This is a genomic window from Trichocoleus sp. FACHB-46 (assembly GCF_014695385.1).
Taxonomy (GTDB): Bacteria; Cyanobacteriota; Cyanobacteriia; order FACHB-46; family FACHB-46; genus Trichocoleus.
On record NZ_JACJOD010000007.1, the window covers coordinates 175,833 to 196,051 of the forward strand.

22 protein-coding genes are annotated in these 20,219 nt (G+C 47.7%); 14 read left to right on the forward strand and 8 right to left on the reverse strand.

Going from position 1 to position 20,219, the window contains the following annotated elements; translation table 11 throughout:
• The first annotated feature begins 57 nt into the window (after positions 1-57).
• Together H6F72_RS04600 and H6F72_RS04605 are read left to right on the forward strand one after the other, a co-directional pair.
• A complete protein-coding gene (locus H6F72_RS04600) occupies positions 58-1,860 on the forward strand; it encodes a sensor histidine kinase (RefSeq protein WP_190432273.1) in 1,803 nt (600 codons plus the stop codon).
• Positions 1,861-2,072: 212 nt separating this feature from the next.
• Positions 2,073-2,222 (forward strand): hypothetical protein, encoded by a 150-nt coding sequence (locus tag H6F72_RS04605; RefSeq protein ID WP_190432275.1) that lies wholly within the window; start codon positions 2,073-2,075, stop codon positions 2,220-2,222.
• Positions 2,223-2,268: 46 nt separating this feature from the next.
• On the opposite strand, the gene H6F72_RS04610 is transcribed toward H6F72_RS04605, so the two are convergent.
• On the reverse strand, positions 2,269-2,430 hold the full coding sequence (locus H6F72_RS04610) for a hypothetical protein (RefSeq protein WP_190432277.1): 162 nt from the start codon (positions 2,428-2,430) through the stop codon (positions 2,269-2,271).
• Positions 2,431-2,767: 337 nt separating this feature from the next.
• Here H6F72_RS04610 and H6F72_RS04615 point away from each other — a divergent pair, with 337 nt between their 5' ends.
• Positions 2,768-3,415, forward strand: a complete 648-nt coding sequence (locus tag H6F72_RS04615; protein ID WP_190432279.1) for a class I SAM-dependent methyltransferase — start codon at positions 2,768-2,770, stop codon at positions 3,413-3,415.
• Between the two features lie 137 nt (positions 3,416-3,552).
• On the opposite strand, the gene H6F72_RS04620 is transcribed toward H6F72_RS04615, so the two are convergent.
• Together H6F72_RS04620 and H6F72_RS04625 are read right to left on the reverse strand one after the other, a co-directional pair.
• Positions 3,553-4,302 carry a phosphoadenylyl-sulfate reductase gene (locus tag H6F72_RS04620; RefSeq protein ID WP_190432281.1) on the reverse strand — a complete coding sequence of 250 codons (750 nt, stop codon included), beginning with the start codon at positions 4,300-4,302 and terminating at the stop codon, positions 3,553-3,555.
• Between the two features lie 154 nt (positions 4,303-4,456).
• A complete protein-coding gene (locus tag H6F72_RS04625; RefSeq protein WP_190432283.1) occupies positions 4,457-5,260 on the reverse strand; it encodes a class I SAM-dependent methyltransferase in 804 nt (267 codons plus the stop codon).
• Between H6F72_RS04625 and H6F72_RS04630 the strand changes: the two genes are divergently transcribed.
• The 3 genes from H6F72_RS04630 (at position 5,259) to H6F72_RS04640 (ending at position 7,599) form a co-directional block, all read left to right on the forward strand.
• A complete protein-coding gene (locus H6F72_RS04630) occupies positions 5,259-5,570 on the forward strand; it encodes a hypothetical protein (RefSeq protein WP_190432285.1) in 312 nt (103 codons plus the stop codon). The two genes, H6F72_RS04625 and H6F72_RS04630, sit on opposite strands and share 2 nt — an antisense overlap.
• A gap of 79 nt (positions 5,571-5,649) precedes the next feature.
• The gene (locus H6F72_RS04635) at positions 5,650-6,468 is read left to right on the forward strand and encodes an AIM24 family protein (protein ID WP_190432287.1); all 819 of its coding nucleotides are present in this window, start codon (positions 5,650-5,652) and stop codon (positions 6,466-6,468) included.
• 285 nt (positions 6,469-6,753) lie between these two features.
• A complete protein-coding gene (locus H6F72_RS04640) occupies positions 6,754-7,599 on the forward strand; it encodes a hypothetical protein (RefSeq protein WP_190432289.1) in 846 nt (281 codons plus the stop codon).
• 96 nt (positions 7,600-7,695) lie between these two features.
• Here the strand turns inward: H6F72_RS04640 and H6F72_RS04645 are convergent, their stop codons facing one another.
• Entirely contained in the window at positions 7,696-8,271 is a 576-nt protein-coding gene (locus H6F72_RS04645; RefSeq protein WP_190432291.1) for a Uma2 family endonuclease, read from the reverse strand.
• The gene (locus H6F72_RS30695) at positions 8,238-8,366 is read right to left on the reverse strand and encodes a hypothetical protein (protein ID WP_255527288.1); all 129 of its coding nucleotides are present in this window, start codon (positions 8,364-8,366) and stop codon (positions 8,238-8,240) included. Before H6F72_RS30695 ends, H6F72_RS04645 begins: the two co-directional genes overlap by 34 nt.
• A 95-nt stretch (positions 8,367-8,461) precedes the next feature.
• On the opposite strand from H6F72_RS30695, the gene H6F72_RS04650 reads away from it, so the two are divergent.
• Genes H6F72_RS04650 through H6F72_RS04660 form a run of 3 tightly spaced genes read left to right on the forward strand, consistent with a single transcriptional unit; the run spans position 8,462 to position 11,244 of the window.
• Entirely contained in the window at positions 8,462-9,244 is a 783-nt protein-coding gene (locus H6F72_RS04650) for a class I SAM-dependent methyltransferase (RefSeq protein ID WP_190432293.1), read from the forward strand.
• 9 nt (positions 9,245-9,253) lie between these two features.
• Positions 9,254-9,763: a hypothetical protein gene (locus H6F72_RS04655; protein ID WP_190432295.1), complete on the forward strand. Its 510-nt coding sequence runs from the start codon at positions 9,254-9,256 to the stop codon at positions 9,761-9,763.
• Positions 9,718-11,244 carry an ATP-binding protein gene (locus tag H6F72_RS04660; RefSeq protein ID WP_190432297.1) on the forward strand — a complete coding sequence of 509 codons (1,527 nt, stop codon included), beginning with the start codon at positions 9,718-9,720 and terminating at the stop codon, positions 11,242-11,244. The genes H6F72_RS04655 and H6F72_RS04660 overlap by 46 nt, the downstream gene beginning before the upstream one ends.
• A 481-nt stretch (positions 11,245-11,725) precedes the next feature.
• Here the strand turns inward: H6F72_RS04660 and H6F72_RS04665 are convergent, their stop codons facing one another.
• Together H6F72_RS04665 and H6F72_RS04670 are read right to left on the reverse strand one after the other, a co-directional pair.
• Positions 11,726-12,328: a hypothetical protein gene (locus H6F72_RS04665; RefSeq protein ID WP_190432298.1), complete on the reverse strand. Its 603-nt coding sequence runs from the start codon at positions 12,326-12,328 to the stop codon at positions 11,726-11,728.
• Between the two features lie 203 nt (positions 12,329-12,531).
• Complete coding sequence (locus H6F72_RS04670; RefSeq protein WP_190432299.1) at positions 12,532-13,017, reverse strand: allophycocyanin subunit alpha-B; 486 nt, start codon at positions 13,015-13,017, stop codon at positions 12,532-12,534.
• A gap of 284 nt (positions 13,018-13,301) precedes the next feature.
• Here H6F72_RS04670 and H6F72_RS04675 point away from each other — a divergent pair, with 284 nt between their 5' ends.
• From H6F72_RS04675 to lpxD, 5 genes are all read left to right on the forward strand, one after another.
• Complete coding sequence (locus tag H6F72_RS04675; protein WP_370527442.1) at positions 13,302-13,760, forward strand: DUF29 domain-containing protein; 459 nt, start codon at positions 13,302-13,304, stop codon at positions 13,758-13,760.
• A 138-nt stretch (positions 13,761-13,898) separates the two neighbouring features.
• On the forward strand, positions 13,899-15,308 hold the full coding sequence (gene rlmD / locus H6F72_RS04680) for a 23S rRNA (uracil(1939)-C(5))-methyltransferase RlmD (protein WP_190432300.1): 1,410 nt from the start codon (positions 13,899-13,901) through the stop codon (positions 15,306-15,308).
• A gap of 9 nt (positions 15,309-15,317) precedes the next feature.
• On the forward strand, positions 15,318-15,824 hold the full coding sequence (locus tag H6F72_RS04685) for a GNAT family N-acetyltransferase (protein WP_190432301.1): 507 nt from the start codon (positions 15,318-15,320) through the stop codon (positions 15,822-15,824).
• Positions 15,825-16,139: 315 nt separating this feature from the next.
• Complete coding sequence (locus tag H6F72_RS04690; protein ID WP_190432302.1) at positions 16,140-16,562, forward strand: hypothetical protein; 423 nt, start codon at positions 16,140-16,142, stop codon at positions 16,560-16,562.
• A 145-nt stretch (positions 16,563-16,707) separates the two neighbouring features.
• Positions 16,708-17,790, forward strand: coding sequence for a UDP-3-O-(3-hydroxymyristoyl)glucosamine N-acyltransferase (gene lpxD / locus H6F72_RS04695; RefSeq protein WP_370527443.1), 1,083 nt, complete (start codon positions 16,708-16,710; stop codon positions 17,788-17,790).
• A 3-nt stretch (positions 17,791-17,793) separates the two neighbouring features.
• Here lpxD and H6F72_RS04700 read toward each other — a convergent pair whose 3' ends face one another.
• Positions 17,794-20,199 carry a GAF domain-containing protein gene (locus tag H6F72_RS04700; protein ID WP_190432304.1) on the reverse strand — a complete coding sequence of 802 codons (2,406 nt, stop codon included), beginning with the start codon at positions 20,197-20,199 and terminating at the stop codon, positions 17,794-17,796.
• Positions 20,200-20,219 lie beyond the last annotated feature (20 nt).

Here is a 20,219-nt window from a genome sequence, read left to right on the forward strand (position 1 = left end):
TAGTTATAGAAAGCGGCGGGCACTCTACCAGTAGAACTAGTCACTTCACCAATTGCAATGGCTACTCAACCTAACTCCACCAATCTTGCTAAAGCGGACGACAATTCAGCTCCAGCTTTGTCTGCTCCGCCTCTTAATAGATTGAACCGCTTCTTTAGTGTGAGCGCCAAAATCAACTGTGGTTATGCCTTAGCACTCAGTATCGCCGTGATTGGCACAACAGTGGGGCTAGTTCAGGGCCATCGCGCTTACGAGCAAGCAAGGCATCAAATGGATGTGGCGGATGATGAAGGTGGCATGTTGAGTAGTTTGCAGGGTGGCTTGCTAGAAATCCAGACCCATCAACGAGAGCTAGCCCTCCAAATTGCACAGCCGCAAGCTTTTCAACAAACGAATCAAGACTTGTTGGGTCATGTCAGCGGGGTTCAGGAGCTATTAGCTGAGCTGAGAGAATTTGCTCAGATTAACAACGATGTGAAATTGAGTGCTTTTCTACAGCAGTATGGCAATACGGTTGAGGCTTACACCCGCTACCTAGAAGCTCAAATTAGCCGCATTGATTTAGCGAATCTGCCACCAGAAGAAATCCCCCGAGTCCAGCAGGTGCTCTCCGGCACAGTCGCGGCTCCAGAAACGATAGAGTTCCATCAGTTTATTCATGAGCTGGCAGAATATGCCAGAACAGTGCGCCAAAAACAGGCAGCGGCTGACGAGGAGCAAAGCCGTGCCACTGTCTTACAAGCCCAGATCATCCTGGCTAGTGTGGGATTATCCATTGCGATCGCCGCTATCCTGGCATTCCTGACCAGCCGCACCATCTCCCGTCCCATCGAATCCCTCACGCGCGTCACCCAGAAGATTACAAAAGAATCGAATTTCGACTTGCAAGCACCTATCACCACACGGGATGAAATTGGACTTTTAGCAGTTTCCTTTAACCAACTGGTGCAGCGGGTGAAGCAGTTGCTCGAAGAACAAGCTGCTGCCCTAGAACGGGAACGGGAAATGCAGGAAGCCAAGCTCATTCAGAGCGAGAAGATGTCTAGTTTGGGGCGCATGCTGGCAGGGGTAGCCCATGAAATTAATAACCCCGTCAACTTTATCTATGGCAACTTGAGCCATGCTCACAACTACATGGAAGACTTGCTTAAGTTACTCCGAACTTACGAAACGGAAATTTCTGACCCACCGCCAGCCATTCAAGACCAAATTGAAGATATTGATTTAGAGTTTTTGGCCGAAGATTTGCCAAAAGTTTTGGACTCAATGAAGCTAGGAGCCGATCGCGCCCGCCAGATTGTTCTCAGCTTGAAGAACTTCTCTCGACTAGACGATACCGAGCCACACCCAGTCAATCTGCATGACTGTCTCGATAGCACGCTCTTAATTCTCAACAACCGCATCAAAAAAGATCTTGTGGTGACGCGCAATTATGGCGATCTGCCTGTGATAGAAGGATTTGCGGGTTTGCTCTACCAAGTGTTTATGAACTTGTTGAGCAATGCGATCGATGCGTTAGAAGAGAAGCCCGTGGAGCAGGGCGGTCGGCAAATCACTATTGTTACCCAGCGCTTAGACACCGACCGAGTGATGGTGAAAATTATCGACAACGGCATGGGCATGCCACCGGAAGTGCAAGCTCAGGTGTTTGATATGTTCTTCACTACCAAACCGCGAGGCGTGGGCACTGGCATGGGACTGGCTATTAGCCACCAAATTATTGTTGAAAAGCATGGGGGGACGTTGGAATGCCACTCTACTGCTGGAGTCGGGACTGAGTTTGCGATCGCGCTACCCATCAAGTCCTATCCCGTGGAATCAACCGCACCTGTATCTGCGCCCTCGGTCGCTCAGGTCTAAACTGAGTAAGAGCAAGACTGCGCTGCAACTGTGTTCCTTCAGTGACGAGAGCCAAACCCGCTTCCATTGTTTTCATGGGTAAACGATCATAGGATTGCAATTGCCTTAGTCAAAGAAACTCAGTTTTTTGTACAACTTTAGGTATATATCTTCAGGAACGAATGCCACACTCTCGCTATGCTTAAAGTATTAACCCTACAGAGTCTTTGAGCATGTCAGTTATCCCCGATTGCATCAGCACCCTGGAGTTGTCTAAGCTTTGGATTTATAAGGCTTTGAAAGAAATGGAAGCCGAAAGAGAGCAAGAGCAAGCAGAACTATCAGAGCCAGAGCAATCAGAGCAATCTGACAAAGAGAGTTAAGCTTTGTTAAGCAGATTCAAAGATTTCAGAGCAAGAAGTTGATCAACTAGCCCTCAGTAGGCTGTTGCAACTCTTGAGCTGTTTTCTTTCCTACCTTGAGCATTTCTTCCATATCAATCTGAGCGGCACATTCGTCAGTTTTCTCCACGAGGGCTTGTACCTCCTGATTAATTTCCGCAGCTTGTTGTTCAACATTTTTCTCGGTCATTTGGTGCCTCTAGACTTGGCTTCTGTAAACAATGGGACACGCCATATTTGCGTGTAACTCATAAATAAAGGAACTTGTTGTGCTAAAACCTCAGCTTTAGGGGACAAATTGAGCTGTTTTTTGGCGGTCGCGAGATTAAGCAATCGGTCCCAGGCGTGGACACGCGCAGAGGCGAAGCAGAAGGTGATGTAGATGTCATCTCCGCCCAAGTTGATTGGAGCTTTTAACTATGTAAATTTATTTCTCTGGTGGTAGTAAACAGAGGAATTGGCGATTATCTTGGCTAAAGATCTGAGGCGATCGAGATTCGCAGACAATTCCACTGGGTAGAAACTGTATGCAAACAGATAAGGTAATCGAAACTTACAATCAAGGAGCGGCTGATTATGATGCCATTATGCAGCGCTACTGGCACGTCGATCGCGCACCGCTGATTGCTTCCTTACAGTTGCGTTCGGAGCAGAGCGTCCTCGATGCCGCCGTGGGCACTGGGCTGAATCTCTCTGCATATCCTGCTGGAGTGCAGGTAGTGGGCGTAGATTTGTCGGAACAGATGCTGGAACTGGCTCAGCAAAAGTCGGTCAAGGCAGATGTTGCCCTCAAAATTATGGATTTACAAAATCTCGAGTTTCCTGACGACAGCTTTGATGCAGCAGCATCTGGATTTACCCTCTGTGTCGTGGCAGATCCTGTGCGATCGCTGCAAGAGATTTTACGAGTGACGAAGCCTGGTGCCCTGATTGCGATTGTGGATTACTGCAAGTCGCGCGATCCTGAAGTACAGAAATGGCAGGAGTTGATCTCTGATGCCAGTTCCCAGTTGGGCTTTCCCACAGGCAAGGTCAAGTGGAATGCTTTGATGGATTACGACCAATTGATTTATCACAGCAATTTAGCGATCGAGGTTTTGACAGACGATCGCATTGAAAGTGCTAATCCTTTTTCCTGTGGCTGTCAGCTGCTACTGAAAAATGCCAAAGGCTAAAAGTATGGTCAATTGCGTCAGTCTTTAAGCCACCTGCCAATGAATTCAAAACGATTGTAGGGATAGCTCTGGTGAGTGTCCTAAATAAGCAGTGGCAGGCACAAGACCTGCCCCTACAAAAATGGTATGGTTCTCGATCAACCTTGGGTGCGGTTGATGGCATGTAAGCCACACTCTTTGCTGTTTGGGTCTTCCCACCACCAACGGCCTTCCCGCTCATGCTGGTTGGGGAGGACTGCGCGAGTGCAAGGCTCACAGCCAATGCTGATAAAGCCGCGCTCATGCAGAGGATTGTAGGGAAGCTCAAAGGCCCGGATGTACATCCAAACCTCTGCCGATGACCAGTTCGCCAAGGGGTTGAATTTAATCAATTGGCGTTCATCATTAGAGAAAGCGGTATCGACTTGAATCACTGGTACAGTCGCGCGAGTAGATGGGTTTTGATCTTTGCGTTGTCCGGTAATCCAAGCATCCAAGGTACCTAGCTTCCGACGCAGAGGCGCAACCTTACGGATACCACAGCATTCTTTGTGACCATCTTCATAGAAGCTGAAGAGACCTTTTTCTGTGACTAAAGCTTCTACTTGAGCGGTATCGGGATACATCATCTCAATGGTGATGCCGTAATGCTTTCTGACGCGATCGATAAACTGGTAGGTTTCGGAATGCAGACGACCTGTATCCAGGCTGAAAACTTTGATGTCTTTTTTGATTCTGTACGCCATGTCGATCAGGACAACATCTTCTGCGCCACTGAAAGAAATGGCAATGTTGTCGTATAGGCTCAAGGCGCGTTCCAGAATTTTTTGTGGGCTTTGGGTCGAAAGCTCTGTGTCGAGGCTAGGAATATTCAGTTCAGTCGGGGTCTGCTCGGTCAACTGCGCCATGATGTGTTCTTCCTAAAAGGGTGTTTGCTCCCCAGCAAAGGATCGTCTGATTGCATCAAACTATTCTATCAAGCCGTAGTCATTACCATGAGGCATGCTTTATCACTAGTACCTTTGGCCTAGTTCTTTAGGTTGTTAGGCGATCGCCTTCAGGCTACTGTTTTCCTGCCTCTGGTTTTCTAGCGCTGGTCAATTGGCTAATCCAGCCTATAGATTTGGTGGCGATCGCCTCGAAATAAGCTGCATGCAGCCAATCATCGACACTTTCGGCGGCATAAACTTTGGAGTAAGGTTCTTGGAAGAGGGTGATTAACCAGTTGGTCCGACGTAATTTGGGTTGATGCCCATCGAGAATCAGCAGTTGTCCACCTGGTTTCAGCAGACGAAAGCATTCTTGCAGAACTAGTTGCGATACGTTGGGTGGCATTTCATGAAACATGAAAGCAACTGTGACTAAATCAAAAGTGCCTGCATCAAAGCCAGTATCTTCTGCTGAGGTATGCTGCCAGATAATGTTTAGCGCTGCTTGTTGCGCTTTGTAGTCTGCCATCACCAGCATGTAGGGGGACAAATCTAACCCAGTTACTTCGGCTTGAGGAAAGGCTTGCTTGAGCATTAAAGTGGTTGAGCCTGTGCCGCAGCCTAAATCCAAAATTCTGCTTGGTTGACCTGCGATCGCCTGGATCAATTGCTGCCGAATCCAAGTTTCACTGGGCGGAGAGGCAAAAGCAGTGACAGCATCGTAAGTAATAGCCGCGATCGCGTTGAGATAACCACCTGTAATGCCGTGAAAGTTTTGGCTGCTGTAGTAGTGGGGATAGGTGAGGTTGGCTTGGCAAAAGCGATCGCTCTCCTGCTGCCAATCAATCGTTTTCAACCATTGCAGCTTGTCGGCTCCTATAAAGATGCTAAGAATCGGTTTTAATAAGAACTGCCCCAAGCTCTGAGCGAATTGCATGAATTTCAATGATGCCAAGAAAACTTTGTCTGCCTGGATCAAGGTTATCTCTATCGTTCTGATTACAGGGGCGATCGCTTTGGAATCCTGGAATTTCTATGCGGGATTAGCGAATATCCCTGTGCCCAGCAGCCTGAACATAGTGTTTGCGATTGAGCGCTTTGCGGTTGCGGTACATCTTGTAGAGGGAATTGTTGCGGCTGTTTTTGCATCTTCTCGGCAACAAAGACCGCTGCAATACGGGGTTTACACTTTTTTTGTGGGCACTGTAGGTTTGTTAGAACTGTTTACCAAAGTAGACCCAGAGTGACACGTTTGTTTATAGTCAGATGTCTCTTTAGACCTGCGTGTTAAGCTGCCAGCAGTAGTGCTTTAGGGGTTCGACAGGTATGAATACTCCCGAAAACCATCTCCCTTTCCAGGTAACAGAGAGCGTAACTCGTGGCGGTACTATCTTTGAACTTCTGGAGTACAAACCCTTGGCGGGGAGCGACTCTCTGGCGATCGCGGAACAGGTTTATTCGCTAAATCGGGCTGGAGTGCATCTGCGGCAACTCCGAGTTCGTTTACAGAATGATGCGGTGCGAACTGAGCCAGGGGTGTTGCAGTTCCTCAAGGGCAACATTGAGATGGAAAGCTCAACGGGAGCAGGAGGGGGAGTTGGCGGGTTCATGAAAGGAGCGATCGCCGCAGCCCGCACCGGAGAAACGATCTTTAAGCCGCTGTATCGAGGGACTGGCGAACTTTACTTGGAGCCGAGTTTTGGGCACTACTGGCTGATGCAGTTGAAGGGGCAAACTTTGTTTGCTGACCAAGGTTTATTCTGCTGCTGCGAAGATGCGATTAAAGTAGACGCCCACAAGGTTGAGAGTTTTTCGGCGCGAGTGGCAGGTGGTGAAGGACGCTACCAAACCAAGGTCAGCGGTACTGGAGTCGTTGTTTTTCGTATCCCCGTACCTCGCAGCGAAATCTTAGAGTTGACGTTGAATAATGAAACGCTACAGGTAGATGGTTCCTTCGCGCTTCTCCGCACTGCTGAGGTGCATTTCAGTGTAGAAAAAGCTTCTACTTCTTTTTTGGGTGCCCTTACTAGCGGTGAAGGTCTCCTCCAAACTTTCCGAGGCACTGGCAAGGTGTGGATTGCGCCAACCCAACCTCTCTATGCCAGAATGGGTGGCTTGTTATCTACCTCCACTCCAATTGCTTAATAGCTAAAGTAGGGCGATCGCCTGTGTTGATTGATGTTGGCGATCGTTCCCTGTCTTAAATCGAGTAACATCTTGCACTTAATCTAATATTTTTTAGACCGCTGCTTCATACATGTCTTCTTAAAGATTGTTTGAAAAGTGATGCTTATTACTGGCACAACTCCCCTAGTCCTCCCATATTGGAAAGATCTGTTTAAGGCTACCTAGTATTGGAGGATTCGGGGAGAGAATGGAGAATATCTAAATACTTTTCAAATAGCTTCTTAAGTTGCCTGATCAGCTGTCTTGAGAAGTTGGCTAGACAAAGATTTTGGAGGCAAAGTGGCTATAATCAGCAGCCGAACAAGAAATACTAAAGTAGAAATATCTCAAGATATAGTTTGGGCAATTAATAATTTGAAATGGCATCTACTTAAATATGAGACTAAAAATTTGATCAATGTAATTAAAAGCGTAAGAGATATCTATCAATACAGGCATACACTCAAGAAAGTCAAAAGTAGTGATAAAGCTGTTGAATGCATAACAGACATAATTCTGGCAGCAATTCGGAAAACACAGAGATTTAGGACGCTTGATTGTCTTAAGGTTTTGCGAAGCCTAGTTAAGAATATTCCCGAAGACAATGAACTGTCAGAAAGAACAGTTGCTAAACTATTTGAAGTATACAAACACTTTGTCTTCTCTCATAGAGAAGATGTTCAATGGTGTGTAAGTTCTATTATTAAAGATAAAAAACTTAGTGGTGAAGCAATTGATTGGTTGATTGGCAACCAATCAGAGTCAACACATATTGTCAATCGGCTATTGCTGTACCCATGCCCACATCCTCAAATCAAAAATTGGGCAGAGCAAGTTTTATCCAAAAGTGAGCTATCAGATAGACGATCTGATTTGATTGCAATACTAATTGAAAAAGATTTACCAAAAGCCGCAGCTAAAGACAGTTCTTCTACGATTCAATGGGCTATATTCAAATCTCGTCTACCGTGTGAGACTAAGATAAATCTGTTGAACCAGTACAGTGATTTCGATTCGTTGCAAGCGACAATAGAGATTGCAGAGCGATTAAATTCTCCTGATATTCTTCGTAGCTTGTTAAAGAAAATCGAAGGTATGAATGATAGCTAACAACTCAGTTGTATTTGAACAGAGTTTACCTGTTGATGAGTAGCGATAGTTACTCCATCGAGCCAGTGAAACCGCAGGTAATGAGGCGATCGCCTGTTACCAAACTGTTTCTAAATCCAGTACAAATCCAGGTAAAACATCTTCTCCAGAGAGTTGATTGGGTGCTACCAAAACTTCCCCTGGCTGACCTAGCCGGTAGATTTCAACCCTACGATTGTCCCTGTCAATCAGCCAACCCAATCTCACACCACTTTGCATGTACTCCTGCATCTTGGCTTGAGTTTTCTCTAGGCTATCCGTAGGAGAGAGCAATTCCAGGACAAAATCTGGCGCAATGGGTGGAAACTTGCGCTGTTGTTCCGGGCATAGAGCATTCCACCGCTCTAGCACTACCCAAGCAACATCTGGCGATCGATCTCCACCTTGAGGCAATTTGAAACAAGTGGAAGAATCGAAAACCTTACCTAGCCGAGTTTGCCGATTCCAGATCACAAAATCAGCATTGATTTCCGAGTTATAACTGCCCGTTTCTCCTCCCGTGGGTGCCATAACAATCAGTTCTCCAGCCATACTCCGCTCAAGCTTCACATCCGGATTTGCCTGACACAGCTCATAAAACTGCTCATCCGTAATGTGAATTACTGGCTCCAGACTGATTGTAAACACAGCCATCCGTAGAGAATCAAGGGAATGCTCTCAGTATAACTTTGGCTAAAGGGGCGGCGGGCGATCGCAAAGGCTATTGGCTCAATCGGGCTAGAATCCATCGTCAACGCTCTGGCTAAGGACAAAAACCCGATATTCTAGTGAAGGATTTTTTAGCTCAGATGCTGCGATCGCACGGTATTGCCAATTAGAGAAGATGGACGGCATTAATCAGAAAACCTACGCAGCCTTTAGCGTGGTGCAACACTATGCCCAGTTAAAGCTGCTACAACCTGCTGAAGAAAAAATTCTGGAGCTTTTTCGCGATCGCTGGTCGAGTATGAAAATGCTTGATCTTGGTGTCGGCGGTGGGCGCACAACTCAGCACTTTGCTCCGGTAGTCGCAGAATATGTTGGCATCGATTACTCCGCTGAAATGGTGGCGGCTTGCCAAAAACGATTTGCAGCTTCTCCCGACCTCAGATTGGAAGTAGGGGATGCTAGAGATTTAAGCCGATTTGAAGATAACTCTTTCGACTTTATTCTGTTTAGTTTTAACGGAATTGATTTTGTTTCTCACAGCGATCGCTTAAAGGTTTTCCAAGAAATTCGTCGAGTTGGCAAACCTGGAGGATATTTCTTCTTCTCCAGCCACAATCTTCAGGGACTAGAACGAGAATTCGACTTAAGAAAACACCTGAGTCTCAACCCAATTACCACCTATGTCAATCTGGTGATGTTCACCATTCTGCGTCTGATCAATCGTTCATTCACGCTGGAACAGTTAAAAGCGTCCAGCCATGTCATTGTCAGCGATGAGTCCCATAACTTTCGATTAAAGACTTATTACATCAGACCCGAAGCACAAATTCAGCAGTTGGCACCAAACTTTAGCGAGGTTAAAGTCTATTCATGGAAGACTGGGTTGCAAATAACCCGTGAAGATGAACTGCGTTCCAATTCTGATATGTGGCTTTATTACCTATGCGTCATCCAGTAATTGCGATAGATGGGAATCTCGCTTGAGATATTTAGCCTGTATCGGTTAGCCCAAGAGGATGCGAACTGTAGCCATTACCTCCTGCTGAAAGTAGATCAGGCAGCGTTTAGTAATGCTGATGCAGGTGAGTATAACTATGTAGTTGAGGTTGCAGACCGAATTAGAGAGGCTTTAATCGAAGTATATAGAGCAGAGCAGCTAGCTAATGAATGCACTGAATTCCATGTAGCCACTCTGATAGGAGAATTGCAAAATACTCCGATTGGGGAGGAGCTGCGCCAAGAACATAGCAAATTCTATCTAGATTTATGGGTGGCAGAAACACGATTTGGTCACCCTTGGGTTGTCCTGGGAACAGCAGAGGATGAAGAGGCATTTTGGCAGCAGGTTGAGGAGGATGGAGACTTTGCAAGACTAGAGGCACTCAGACCAGCAGCAAAGCTGCGAGCATTTTTTCTCACGGAGATGGATATATGGCGAAGTCGCTACGGGCATCAAGTGAAGGATTGGCGATCGTAGATCGGGCACGGCAGCGTCGTGGTTGGACTAAAACGAGCACAGCTCGTTGGTGGCAAGACGCCAATACTTCTAGAGCCACCCTCCGCCGTTTTTGGCAAGGCGATCGCATTCAACCAGATATCTTTATTGCGCTCTGTCAAGCTGTAGGAATTAGCGACTGGGAAGCGATCGCCGAACCTCTAGAACTATCTTCTCGACCTCCTCATTCTTCACTCCTCACTCCTCACCTAGACCTTGATGAAGCCCCCGATGTCGAAGCCTTTTACGGACGAGAGCCAGAACTCCAACAGTTAGAGCAATGGATTCTGAGCGATCGCTGTGAAATAGTGGCGATCGCAGGTCTGGGAGGTATTGGTAAAACGGCTCTAGCTCTAGCTTTGACAGAACGAGTTCAAACAGAGTTTAGTTTTGTGCTCTGGCGATCGCTGCGATCTGCGCCTTCTTTTCACCACCTGCTAGACAGTATCCTTCAGCCGTTCGATCCAGCTATCCCCCAAACCTTTCAGCAGCGGGTCCACCAACTCATCCAGCATCTCCAGCAACATCGCTGTCTACTTATTCTCGATGGGCTAGAAACTGTCTTGAAGCAGGAGAACACATATACCCTGTTTCTCCTCACCTATCTCCTACCTGCAACTCATCAAAGCTGTATTCTGCTGACTAGCCGAGAACGTTTGTCAGAGCTGGAAGAAGTGGCCCGAAATAGAGCATCAGTGCGCTCTATGACTTTGCAAGGTCTGCTGCAAGCGGAAGCCATAGAGCTATTAAAAGCAGGTGGCATCACGGGCAATCAAATGGAGCTGTTAGCCCTAAGCCGCCTTTATAATGGCAATCCTCTCGCCCTCAAACTAGTGACCCCCCTGATTCAATTTATTTTGGGAGGCAGCATCGCAGCCTTCCTCAACCAAAAGACCTTAGTTCTAGGCGATCGCCTGAGAGATGTCCTCAATCAGCAACTCGATCAGCTTTCGGACCTAGAGCGAGAACTTGTCTACTGGCTGGCAATTTGGCAGGAACCGATCTCCTTCTGTCGCCTGCAAACTCATCTCCTGCATTCCCCTGACCTGTCTCTGGTGTTAGAAGCCTTGGCAAATCTAGAACGGCGATCGCTTCTAGAAAAATGGTTTAGTACCAACGAACCTGCCTTTACCCTACAGCCGCTAATCATGAAATTGGTTACAGAAGCGTTGATTGCCCAAGCAACCCAGGAAGTTGAACAGGTCTTGCAGAGCCATGATGTTCGTGGGTTCAAACTGCTGAGAACCCATTGGCTGATGCGCCCTGGTACAGACGATATTAAAGGCGATCGCATTTTGAGCCAGCTACGAGAAGAATTGTGGCGTATTTATGGTGCAGCTCTCCCATCCGTCTTGCAGCAAATTTTGCCACTTCTAAAAGAGCAATCTCCCCTCGTGATTGGTTACGTCGGTTGCAATATCATGGCCCTGCTGACACAGCTTAATTTAGACCCAACTCATTGATTAGTCGCTATTTCCGCGATGAGTGAGCGCTCGCATTCAATCCAATTTCTCGATAGATTATTTTTAAAGTTAAATGTAGCAATCAATACATTAACGCAAGTGCTAACTACCGATCTGAGAAATACCAAATTCAGTCAAACCAAGGCAACATACCCTACCTATGCAAGTACAAATAGTGCACCTAATGCTTCTAGAGCAAGCTTTATAGAAGCTGCAAGACTGCATTTCATCATAGCCGAAGCCTAAAAACAAACAGTTTTGAAGTTAGCTCAGCGTAAAAATTGCTGGATCAATTTTGGGCCAACTAATCTGTGATGAAGATCACAAGTTTAGATGATCTTGATCGCGCTTGTTTCAACCCACAACATACATACTTATGAATGACTCAACTCTAGCCGAGTCATCAACAGGGAACACACGACTGGCCGACAGAATCCATTGGAAGCTGTCGGTTTTTTATTGCTTTGGAATTGATGAATGGTTAGCGAATCGCACCCATCGTATTTTTCCAGGACAACTCCTTACAAAGAATTTGCAGTGCCCGTTGGTCTGGTCCCGTAAAGAAATCACTTTTGATCAAAGCTTCTAAGACCTGATGGGTTAGTTGGGAAGCAAACGCACCACCCGCCCGCAAAAGATGGCTGTAGTACCGAAATTGTGGTCGGCCCTCTTGGCTAAGGTGAAAGCAATGAATTTCACTCTCAGTCATTTTGTAGACGGGAGTATTGACTGGAACCACAATGCTGGGGATGCCATGCTGTCCATAAAGCCCGTCGTCTTGCCGCTCCATCGTGCCGATCAAGACAGTGCCTAGGAGAACGCGCGTTTCATTAATTAGATCGGGAGTGAAGATCGGATCGGGTTCGCTCGAAAGCCGTGGCCCTGAATTGAGGAAGTTGGGGTTGAAGAGTTGCGAGTTATAGATTAACCCGACAGCCCAGTGACGTTTCTCGGTTTCGAGCTTGACAAAGCAACCAAAGCCATAGTCTTCGGGACTGGGTGGCGCTTGCACGCCCATTTCGTCATTGAGTTGCACCACGTAGTCGCAGTGGGAATTGGATTTGACCACTTTGCCGAGTTGCATCTAGACTCTCCCCTTCTGCAAGACTGTTGTGAAAATGAAAATTTCCCCACAGTTCGTCGAAATTTCCGACTGTATAAGCCAGAAACTTCCACCAACTGCGGGGAAGCCAATTTGCCAACTGAGAATCAAACTAAGCGCGTACTAAAATTCACAAAAAACGTTAGATTCACAACTGTGCTGATACTGAAAACGGAGTTCAATGCTCAGGACATGGCTTGAATCAAGTAATCGAAGTAAGGAGTCGCTTCCACAGCGTCTTCTTCACTGAGCAGCGCTAAAGATGCCCGCTTTAAGCACCGGATGGATTCCACCATGCCAGGAACGGGAACACCTAGGGAGTTATACATTTCCCGCACGCCGATCAAGCCAATTTTTTCGATAGGTTCTTTGTCGCCATTTAGCACACCGTAGGTGACAAGGCGCAGATACCACCCGAAGTCACGTAGGCACAGAGCACGTTGGCGATCGCCGTAAGCGTTACCACCTGGAGAGATGAAGTCGGGGCGCTTCTGCCACAGTTGCTTGCTGGCTTCTTGCACAATTTTTTTCTCATTCTCAGCGAGAGCGGCAGCAATACGCATCCGCTGGGCACCAGTCTTGAGAAATTCGCTGATGTTTCTGAGTTCACCAGAGCTGGGGTAGCGGAGTTCGTCGTCTGCTTGAAGAATGACTTGGCTAACTACACTCATAATTGTTGCGGTACTTAGGTATCACTTCGTAGTTTAGCGACTCTTGGGGACGCAAATAAAGCAAGGAGTCTCCCAATGTAAGGGATAGGCTCTGCCATGAAGAGCCTAACTTGTAGCTTTATGAGAAAGTAAAAAGTTTTGTAAAATTTAATGCTTCTACAGTGCAGAAGAGCCGCTTAGGTCTAAGTGAGCAATATAAGCCATGAGTCTGCAAGAGGGGCGATCGCTACACTAATTAAATATGCCACCTCTGGTACGAGCCTAAGAGTAGGAGAGATTAACGAGTGTTAGAAGCCGACCCAAAGACTATAAACACACTCTACGAAGCCGATTTCTATGCTTGGACTCAAGAGCAAGCCAAACTGCTGAGGGCGCAGCAGTGGGACCTGGTTGACGTGGCGAATTTGATTGAGGAAATTGAAACGTTGGGCAGGCAGGAACGACGCGAACTAAGAAATCGTTTAACAGTTCTGTTAGGACATCTATTGAAATGGCAGTTCCAACCTGAAAAGCGAAGCAATAGCTGGCTAGCCACCGTTCGAGAACAGCGTCGCGAAGTTGCAACCCTACTTCAAGAAAATCCTAGTATCAAGGCTTATCTAAGCGAAGCTTTGCAATTAGCCTACCAATCGGGAATAGATTTAGCTGTCCGAGAAACAGAACTTCCCTATGAAACCTTTCCTGAAGCTTGTCCTTACTCATTAGAGCAGGCTCTAAACGATGAGTTTAGGCCCAATGAGTAATGCCTATGGTAATTCTGGATTCGCGATCGCAATTCTGCATTTTTACAATTCACGTGGGTTGCACGCAACGGGGTTTCTACACGTCAAAATAGAAAGGTTGCTGCGATTGCAGTGATTTGACTTATTAAGGAAAGTATTGTGTCTACTCCCCGAACCACACCTGCAAACCATGCCACTGATCCTACGACCGAACAATGGCGGCAAGGGGAGTTGGTAGAAATTGAAATTCATGACCTAACCGATGGCGGGGAAGGTGTGGGTCGCTTCAGGGAGCGAGTGGTATTTGTGCCCGATACCGTTCCTGGCGATCGCGTCTCAGTGCGCTTAGTACTGGTGAAGCCGCAATATGCTCAAGGCAAGTTGATGCAGATCATCGAAGCATCGCCCAACCGCATTCGGCCTCGTTGCATTGTGGCGGATAAATGTGGCGGTTGCCAATGGCAGCATATTGACTATGCCTATCAGCTCAAAGCCAAACGCAACCAAGTGATTCAAGCCTTAGAAAGGATTGGTGGGTTTAGTGAGCCACCTGTGGAGCCAATTTTAGGCGCGGAAGCAGATTTGGCTTACCGCAACAAAGCGACGTATCCTTTGGGGCGATCGCAGGCAGGGCAGGTGCAAGCAGGCTACTACCAAAAAGGCAGTCATCATCTGGTTAATTTAAATCAGTGCCCGATTCAAGATGCTCGTTTGAATCCTTTACTAGCCGAAGTTAAACAAGATATTTATCAGCGGGGTTGGGGCATTTATGACGAAAAGCAGCACCGGGGTAAGGTTCGCCATTTGGGATTGCGGATTGGTCGCCGCACTGGGGAAATTTTACTAATTTTGGTGGCAAAGGATGCCAACTTATCCGGTTTAGAGGACCAAGCACAGGACTGGTTGAATCGCTACCCTGAGCTAGTCGGTGTCTCCCTCAATATCAACTCACACAAAACCAACGCAATCTTCGGGGATGAAACGCGCTGCATTGCGGGCCAGTCTTACTTGAATGAGAAGTTTGGTGGTTTGCAGTTTCAAATCCATGCCACGACTTTCTTTCAGGTCTATACCGAGCAAGCAGAAGCGCTGTTACGAAAAGTGATTAGCCAATTAGATTTGCAAGGCCATGAAACTTTGATCGATGCCTATTGCGGGGTGGGAACATTCACGTTACCCCTGGCAAAACGGGTGAAGCAGGCGATCGGGCTGGAACTGCAACCGGAAGCGATCGCGCAAGCCCAACTGAATGCAGAACTGAATGGCATCACAAATGTGGCGTTTCAAGCGGGTCCAGTAGAACAGGTGTTACGCACGCTGTCTGTGCAACCGGATGTGGTGCTGCTCGATCCACCTCGTAAAGGTTGCGATCGCGCGGTGTTGGAGACGTTGCTGCAAATCCAGCCTCAGCGGATTGTGTATGTGAGCTGCAAACCCGCCACTCAAGCCCGTGACCTGAAGATCCTCTGTCAGGAAGGCAATTATCGCTTGGTCAAAGCTCAACCTGCCGACTTCTTCCCGCAAACGGCTCATGTGGAATGTGCAGCATTTCTAGAACGTCAATCTTGATGTCTATCGATGCAGATCCGAGTTGAAACCCCCAAAGATTATCCGGCGATCGCAGACCTCTTACTTGCAGCGTTTGAGCAGGGAGATGAAGCCCGCCTAGTAGAAAAGATTCGATTGTCCGATCGCTATATCCCTGAACTGGCTTTAGTGGCAGAAAAAGAGGGAGTAGTCGTCGGACATATCCTTTTTAGCTACATCGACTTGGTAGGTGCGGAAACACTGCCTGTTTTAGGTTTAGCTCCTTTAGCGGTACATCCACAATATCAACGCCAGGGAATTGGCAGTGCTTTAGTTCAGGCAGGAATGGCGAAAGCGGAGGAGCGAGGAGAGGCGATCGCGATCGTTCTAGGACATCCTCCGTTCTATAGCCGCTTTGGCTTTGAGCCATCTGTAGCCTATGGAATTGAATCTCCTTTTCCAGTTTCGGCGGAGTTCTTTATGGTGACATTCCTGCAACCCAAACGACAGGGATACGCAGGCAAAGTAATTTATCCCTCTGCGTTTGAAGGCTTATAGACTCACGGCGCTAGATACACATGACCCTAAATCTTAACGACCAAAGCTTCCTTCTGCATCTGTCCTAAAGTTTTTTCCAATTTGGGGAACTGTTTATCCTTCAGACCAAAGGCGTATTTATCTGGATAGAAAAAAGTAACTCATATGACAGACGTGGCTAAAAAAATCAAACTGTAACGTAGTTGACAGTTGCGTGCTTCAACACCAAAACGCTACAAGTAGAGTTCAGCTCCTAAGCTTGACCCTACAGGCAGTGTTTTGCTCAGTTGACTGCGTAAACTTCTAGTTTAGGCAAAAAACCTTAGGAGGTTCCATATGCAGAACAAACAAGTACGATTGGCTTCTATGCTGAGTGCTGGCATCCTCATGCTAGGCGTTCCCGCAGTTACTCTCATGCAAGAGCCCGCAAGCGCCCAGACAGCCACACAAGCAACTGTTGGCAATCTCATTTCTGCTCTGAATAACATTGCAGTTCAAATTACCAATTTGGAAGCTTTGAACAACCTAACTGTTGAAAATGTGCGGGTTGTGAATGTTGAAGATGTGCTTAACGGCAATAATGTTGAAGCACTTAACAACGCGCTAAATCGTAATAACGTAGAGATTGATGTTCTGCGTCGGTCACTTAACAACAACGAAGTTATCAAGAACGTATTGAACAATAATGATGTTGCCATTAATGATGTGGTGGCAATTGAGGTGTTGAGTGGCGGAGATGTTGTTGTCTTTGCTCAATAACAAAATCAGTTTGCTTTAAGCGATCGTTAATAACCTAGGTTAAACACCTAAAACCCTTCTAGACTGCAGCTAGAGGGGTTTTAGGTGTTTTGGCTTGTATGAGTCTTGTTGCAAAAGTTGCCGATCGCCTCAATTACGGCTTACCATGCGTTACGCCACCTCTTGTTGCCTGTTTGCGATGAAGTTTAGTCAAATTATTCAACCCCTCAGTGCTGTTGCGACTGGTAATAGCTTGACCAGCAACCCTACCTGCGACCCAGAGCTGCAAGGCGTTGCGGCAGTAGAGGAAGCGGTGGCTGGTCAGCTCAGTTACATTGAGGGCGACAAGTTTGCGGCTGAAGTAGGTAAAACAGCGGCGAGTGCTTTGATTTTGCCTCCCAACGAGACTTTGCAAGCGCAGGCGACCGAGCGTGGCATTGCCTGGATTGCCACATCCCAACCGCGATTGGTGTTTGCTCAAGCGATCGCCTTGTTCTACCAACCCTTTCGCCCTACTTCCGAAATTCATCCTACCGCTGTGATTCATCCGTCGGTTCAGGTGGGACAGAACGCTTACATTGGGCCGCATGTAGTGATTCAGGCAGGTGCAAAGGTTGGCGATGATGTGTGCATTCATCCGAATGTAGTGGTTTATCCAGAAGTGCAGATTGGCGATCGCACCACACTCCATGCCAACTGTGTGATTCATGAGCGCACCCGCATTGGCAATGATTGTGTAATTCACTCTGGCGCAGCGATCGGTTCAGAAGGCTTTGGATTTGTTCCGACCAAAGAAGGTTGGTACAAGATGGAGCAGTCGGGTTACACAGTGCTAGAGGATGGGGTAGAGGTAGGTTGCAACTCCACAATTGACCGTCCTGCTGTCGGGGAAACCCGGATTGGCCGCAATACCAAGCTCGATAATATGGTGCATATCGCTCACGGTTGTAACGTGGGAGAAGCGTGCGCGATGGCAGCTCAAGTAGGCATGGCAGGCGGAGTCAAGATTGGCAATCGCGTCATCTTGGCGGGCCAAGTGGGAGTTGCCAACCAATCTACGGTGGGGGATGGGGCGATCGCGACGGCGCAATCTGGCATTCATGGGGATGTGGAGCCAGGGGCGATCGTGTCGGGCAGTCCAGCCGTAGACAACAAAATCTATTTGAAAGCTTCAGCGATCTACAAGCGGTTGCCAGAGATGTATCAAGCTTTCAAGCAACTGCAACGACGCTTAGGCAAGACAGAGTAGGGATTACGGCCCTTCAGTTAAAACGGGAGGTACGATCGGCAGTTGTACCGTAAAGCTGACCTGATTCGCCTGACTCGTGGCTTGGATGGTGCCGCTCAAATGCTCTACTAGTTTCTTCACGAGAGCTAGTCCTAAGCCTGTGCCACCATGCTTCCAAGGGTCATGGTTGGGGATGCGGTAGAACTTATCAAAGACATGCTCCAATTCTACGACGGCAATTTCCACGCCAGAGTTTTGCACACTGAGCCAAAAGAATTCTGAGTTAGCCTGGGCTGTCACTGCGATCGCCGCTTGCCGAGGCGTATACTTACAGGCATTGCTGAGCAGCTCAGTCAGGATGCGCTCCAAAATGTCGAGATCGGTGTGCAAAGTTGGCAATTCCGCAGGCAACTGCACTTGCAACTGTTGTTCTTGCTGGCGCGCCTGCTCTAAAAATGGCTCGACTACGCTGGGAATCCAGCAATGAGGGTTAATGGCAGTGAAGAGGAGTGGTTCTGTTTCGGCATCTAAGCGAGTTAAGTCGAGCAGATCGTTGATCAGTTTAATTTCGCGATCGCATTCGTCATTGAGAACTTGAAAGTATCGTGAGGTGCGATCGGACGGATCAGAAACGAGTTTCCCTGCCTTGTCCCAACTCATTTCTAGCATTTGAGTCGCCATTTTGATGCTAGACATTGGGGTTCGCAATTCATGAGAAACGGTGCTGAGAAAATCATCTTTGAGCCGATTCAATTTCTCTAGCTCGGCAACTTGCGCTTGAGCTGCTTGATAGAGTCGCGCCTGCCGAATCGCGATCGCACATTGATTAGCGACCTGCTGCACCAGACGAATTTCCAGCTCACTAAACGTGTCGGTGTTGGGGCGAAAGAGCCAGAGATCTCCCAGTACGCCTTGGTCATCAACGATGGGGCAAGCCAGAATCATTGAGGAATTTTGGATCGATCGAATGAGCAAGCCATCGCAGATACAAAATTGCAGATGCTGGCCTTGCAAAAGCCGCTGGTAAATGTCTGGTCTAGCAGTCATCTCTATAGTTTGACCAACGGCTGACAAGCTATCACTATATTCATGAGTAATCGTAGAAGTCGTGTGGGCAGCATTGTAGATTCCAGTATCACAACAACGCACCTCTAGACCCAAGGCCAATTCCTGTACTGCGGTGGTGAGGATGTGGTCTTCGTCTAGGCTGTCGCGCACCTTATCGGTAATTCGCTTCAACCGCGCTTCAAAGTTGAGGGCTTGGGCAAGCTGAGCGGTCCGTTCCTGGACTTGATCTTCCAATACAGCATTCAACTGCTGCACCTGCTGAAACAATTCCGATTGTTGAATGGCGATCGCGACTTGGGCTGCCAACTGTTGCAGCAAATCGATTTCGTGGGCTTGCCAATCACGGGAGGTGCGGCACTGATGCACCATGAGCAATCCCCAGAGCTTTTGCCCTTGCAAAATTGGCACTGCTAGACCCGCTTGCACTTGGTAACGCTGCAAAAACCGCTTCATTCCCGGTGAAAACTCTGCCTGTTGCACATCTACGAAGACAGAAACCAATCCTTGTTGATATTGATCGAGATAGTGTTTCAACCAGGCTTGGCGCATGGTAGTGCGTAGTAGCGAAGGCCACTCTGGATTTACAGATTCAGCTACAAATCGCCCTTGACTGCTACCATCCAAACGGTAGATGGTGACGCGATCGCTCTCTAAGCAGTGGCGAATATTGTCAACTGTGGTGCTGAGGATGGTATCGAGATGCAGAGATTGGCGAATTTGCTGGGTAACGCTGGCAATTAACCGCTCTCTCTGGTTTTGCTGTCGCAGTAGCTCTTCGGTCTGTTGCCGCTCAAGGATGTCTAGCTTGAGCTGAGCTTCACTCTCCCTGAGGGCAGCTTCGACTCTTCGGCGTTCTGTAATATCTCGCAGCACCACTTGAGTTGCAGGTTCACCTTGGTAGGTCAGTGGAATAGCCGTGACCTCAGCATCCACTACTGTGCCATCCAAGCGGCAAAGTTTTTGCTCCATTAGGGGCGCAGGAATCTCACTTTGTTGGAGCTGCTGCATCCGAGCTCGAACTAAAGCTTGGTAGTCGGGATGAACACGCTCTAATACAAAAGTGCCGATTAAATCTTCAGCGCAGGTGCCGCCATAGAACTGGACAGCGGCTGGATTAAGAAACACAAATTTGCCACCACGCTGAATAAAAATAGCGTCAGGACAAAGCTCTACCAGTTGGCGATACCGTTGTTCGCTTTCTCGTAAAGCTGTTTCTGTTTCTGTATGAGTGCGATCGCCGTCCGGTTGAGCTTGTTTTGTCCCAGCGATCGCTTGCAGGTCCGCTTGGTCTCTGGAATCGTCTCTACAGCAATGGATGTAGCAACAGCAACTCTGATTTAGCGGCTGATTGGGGCCTTGCATACAAATCCTGCTGAGTCCTA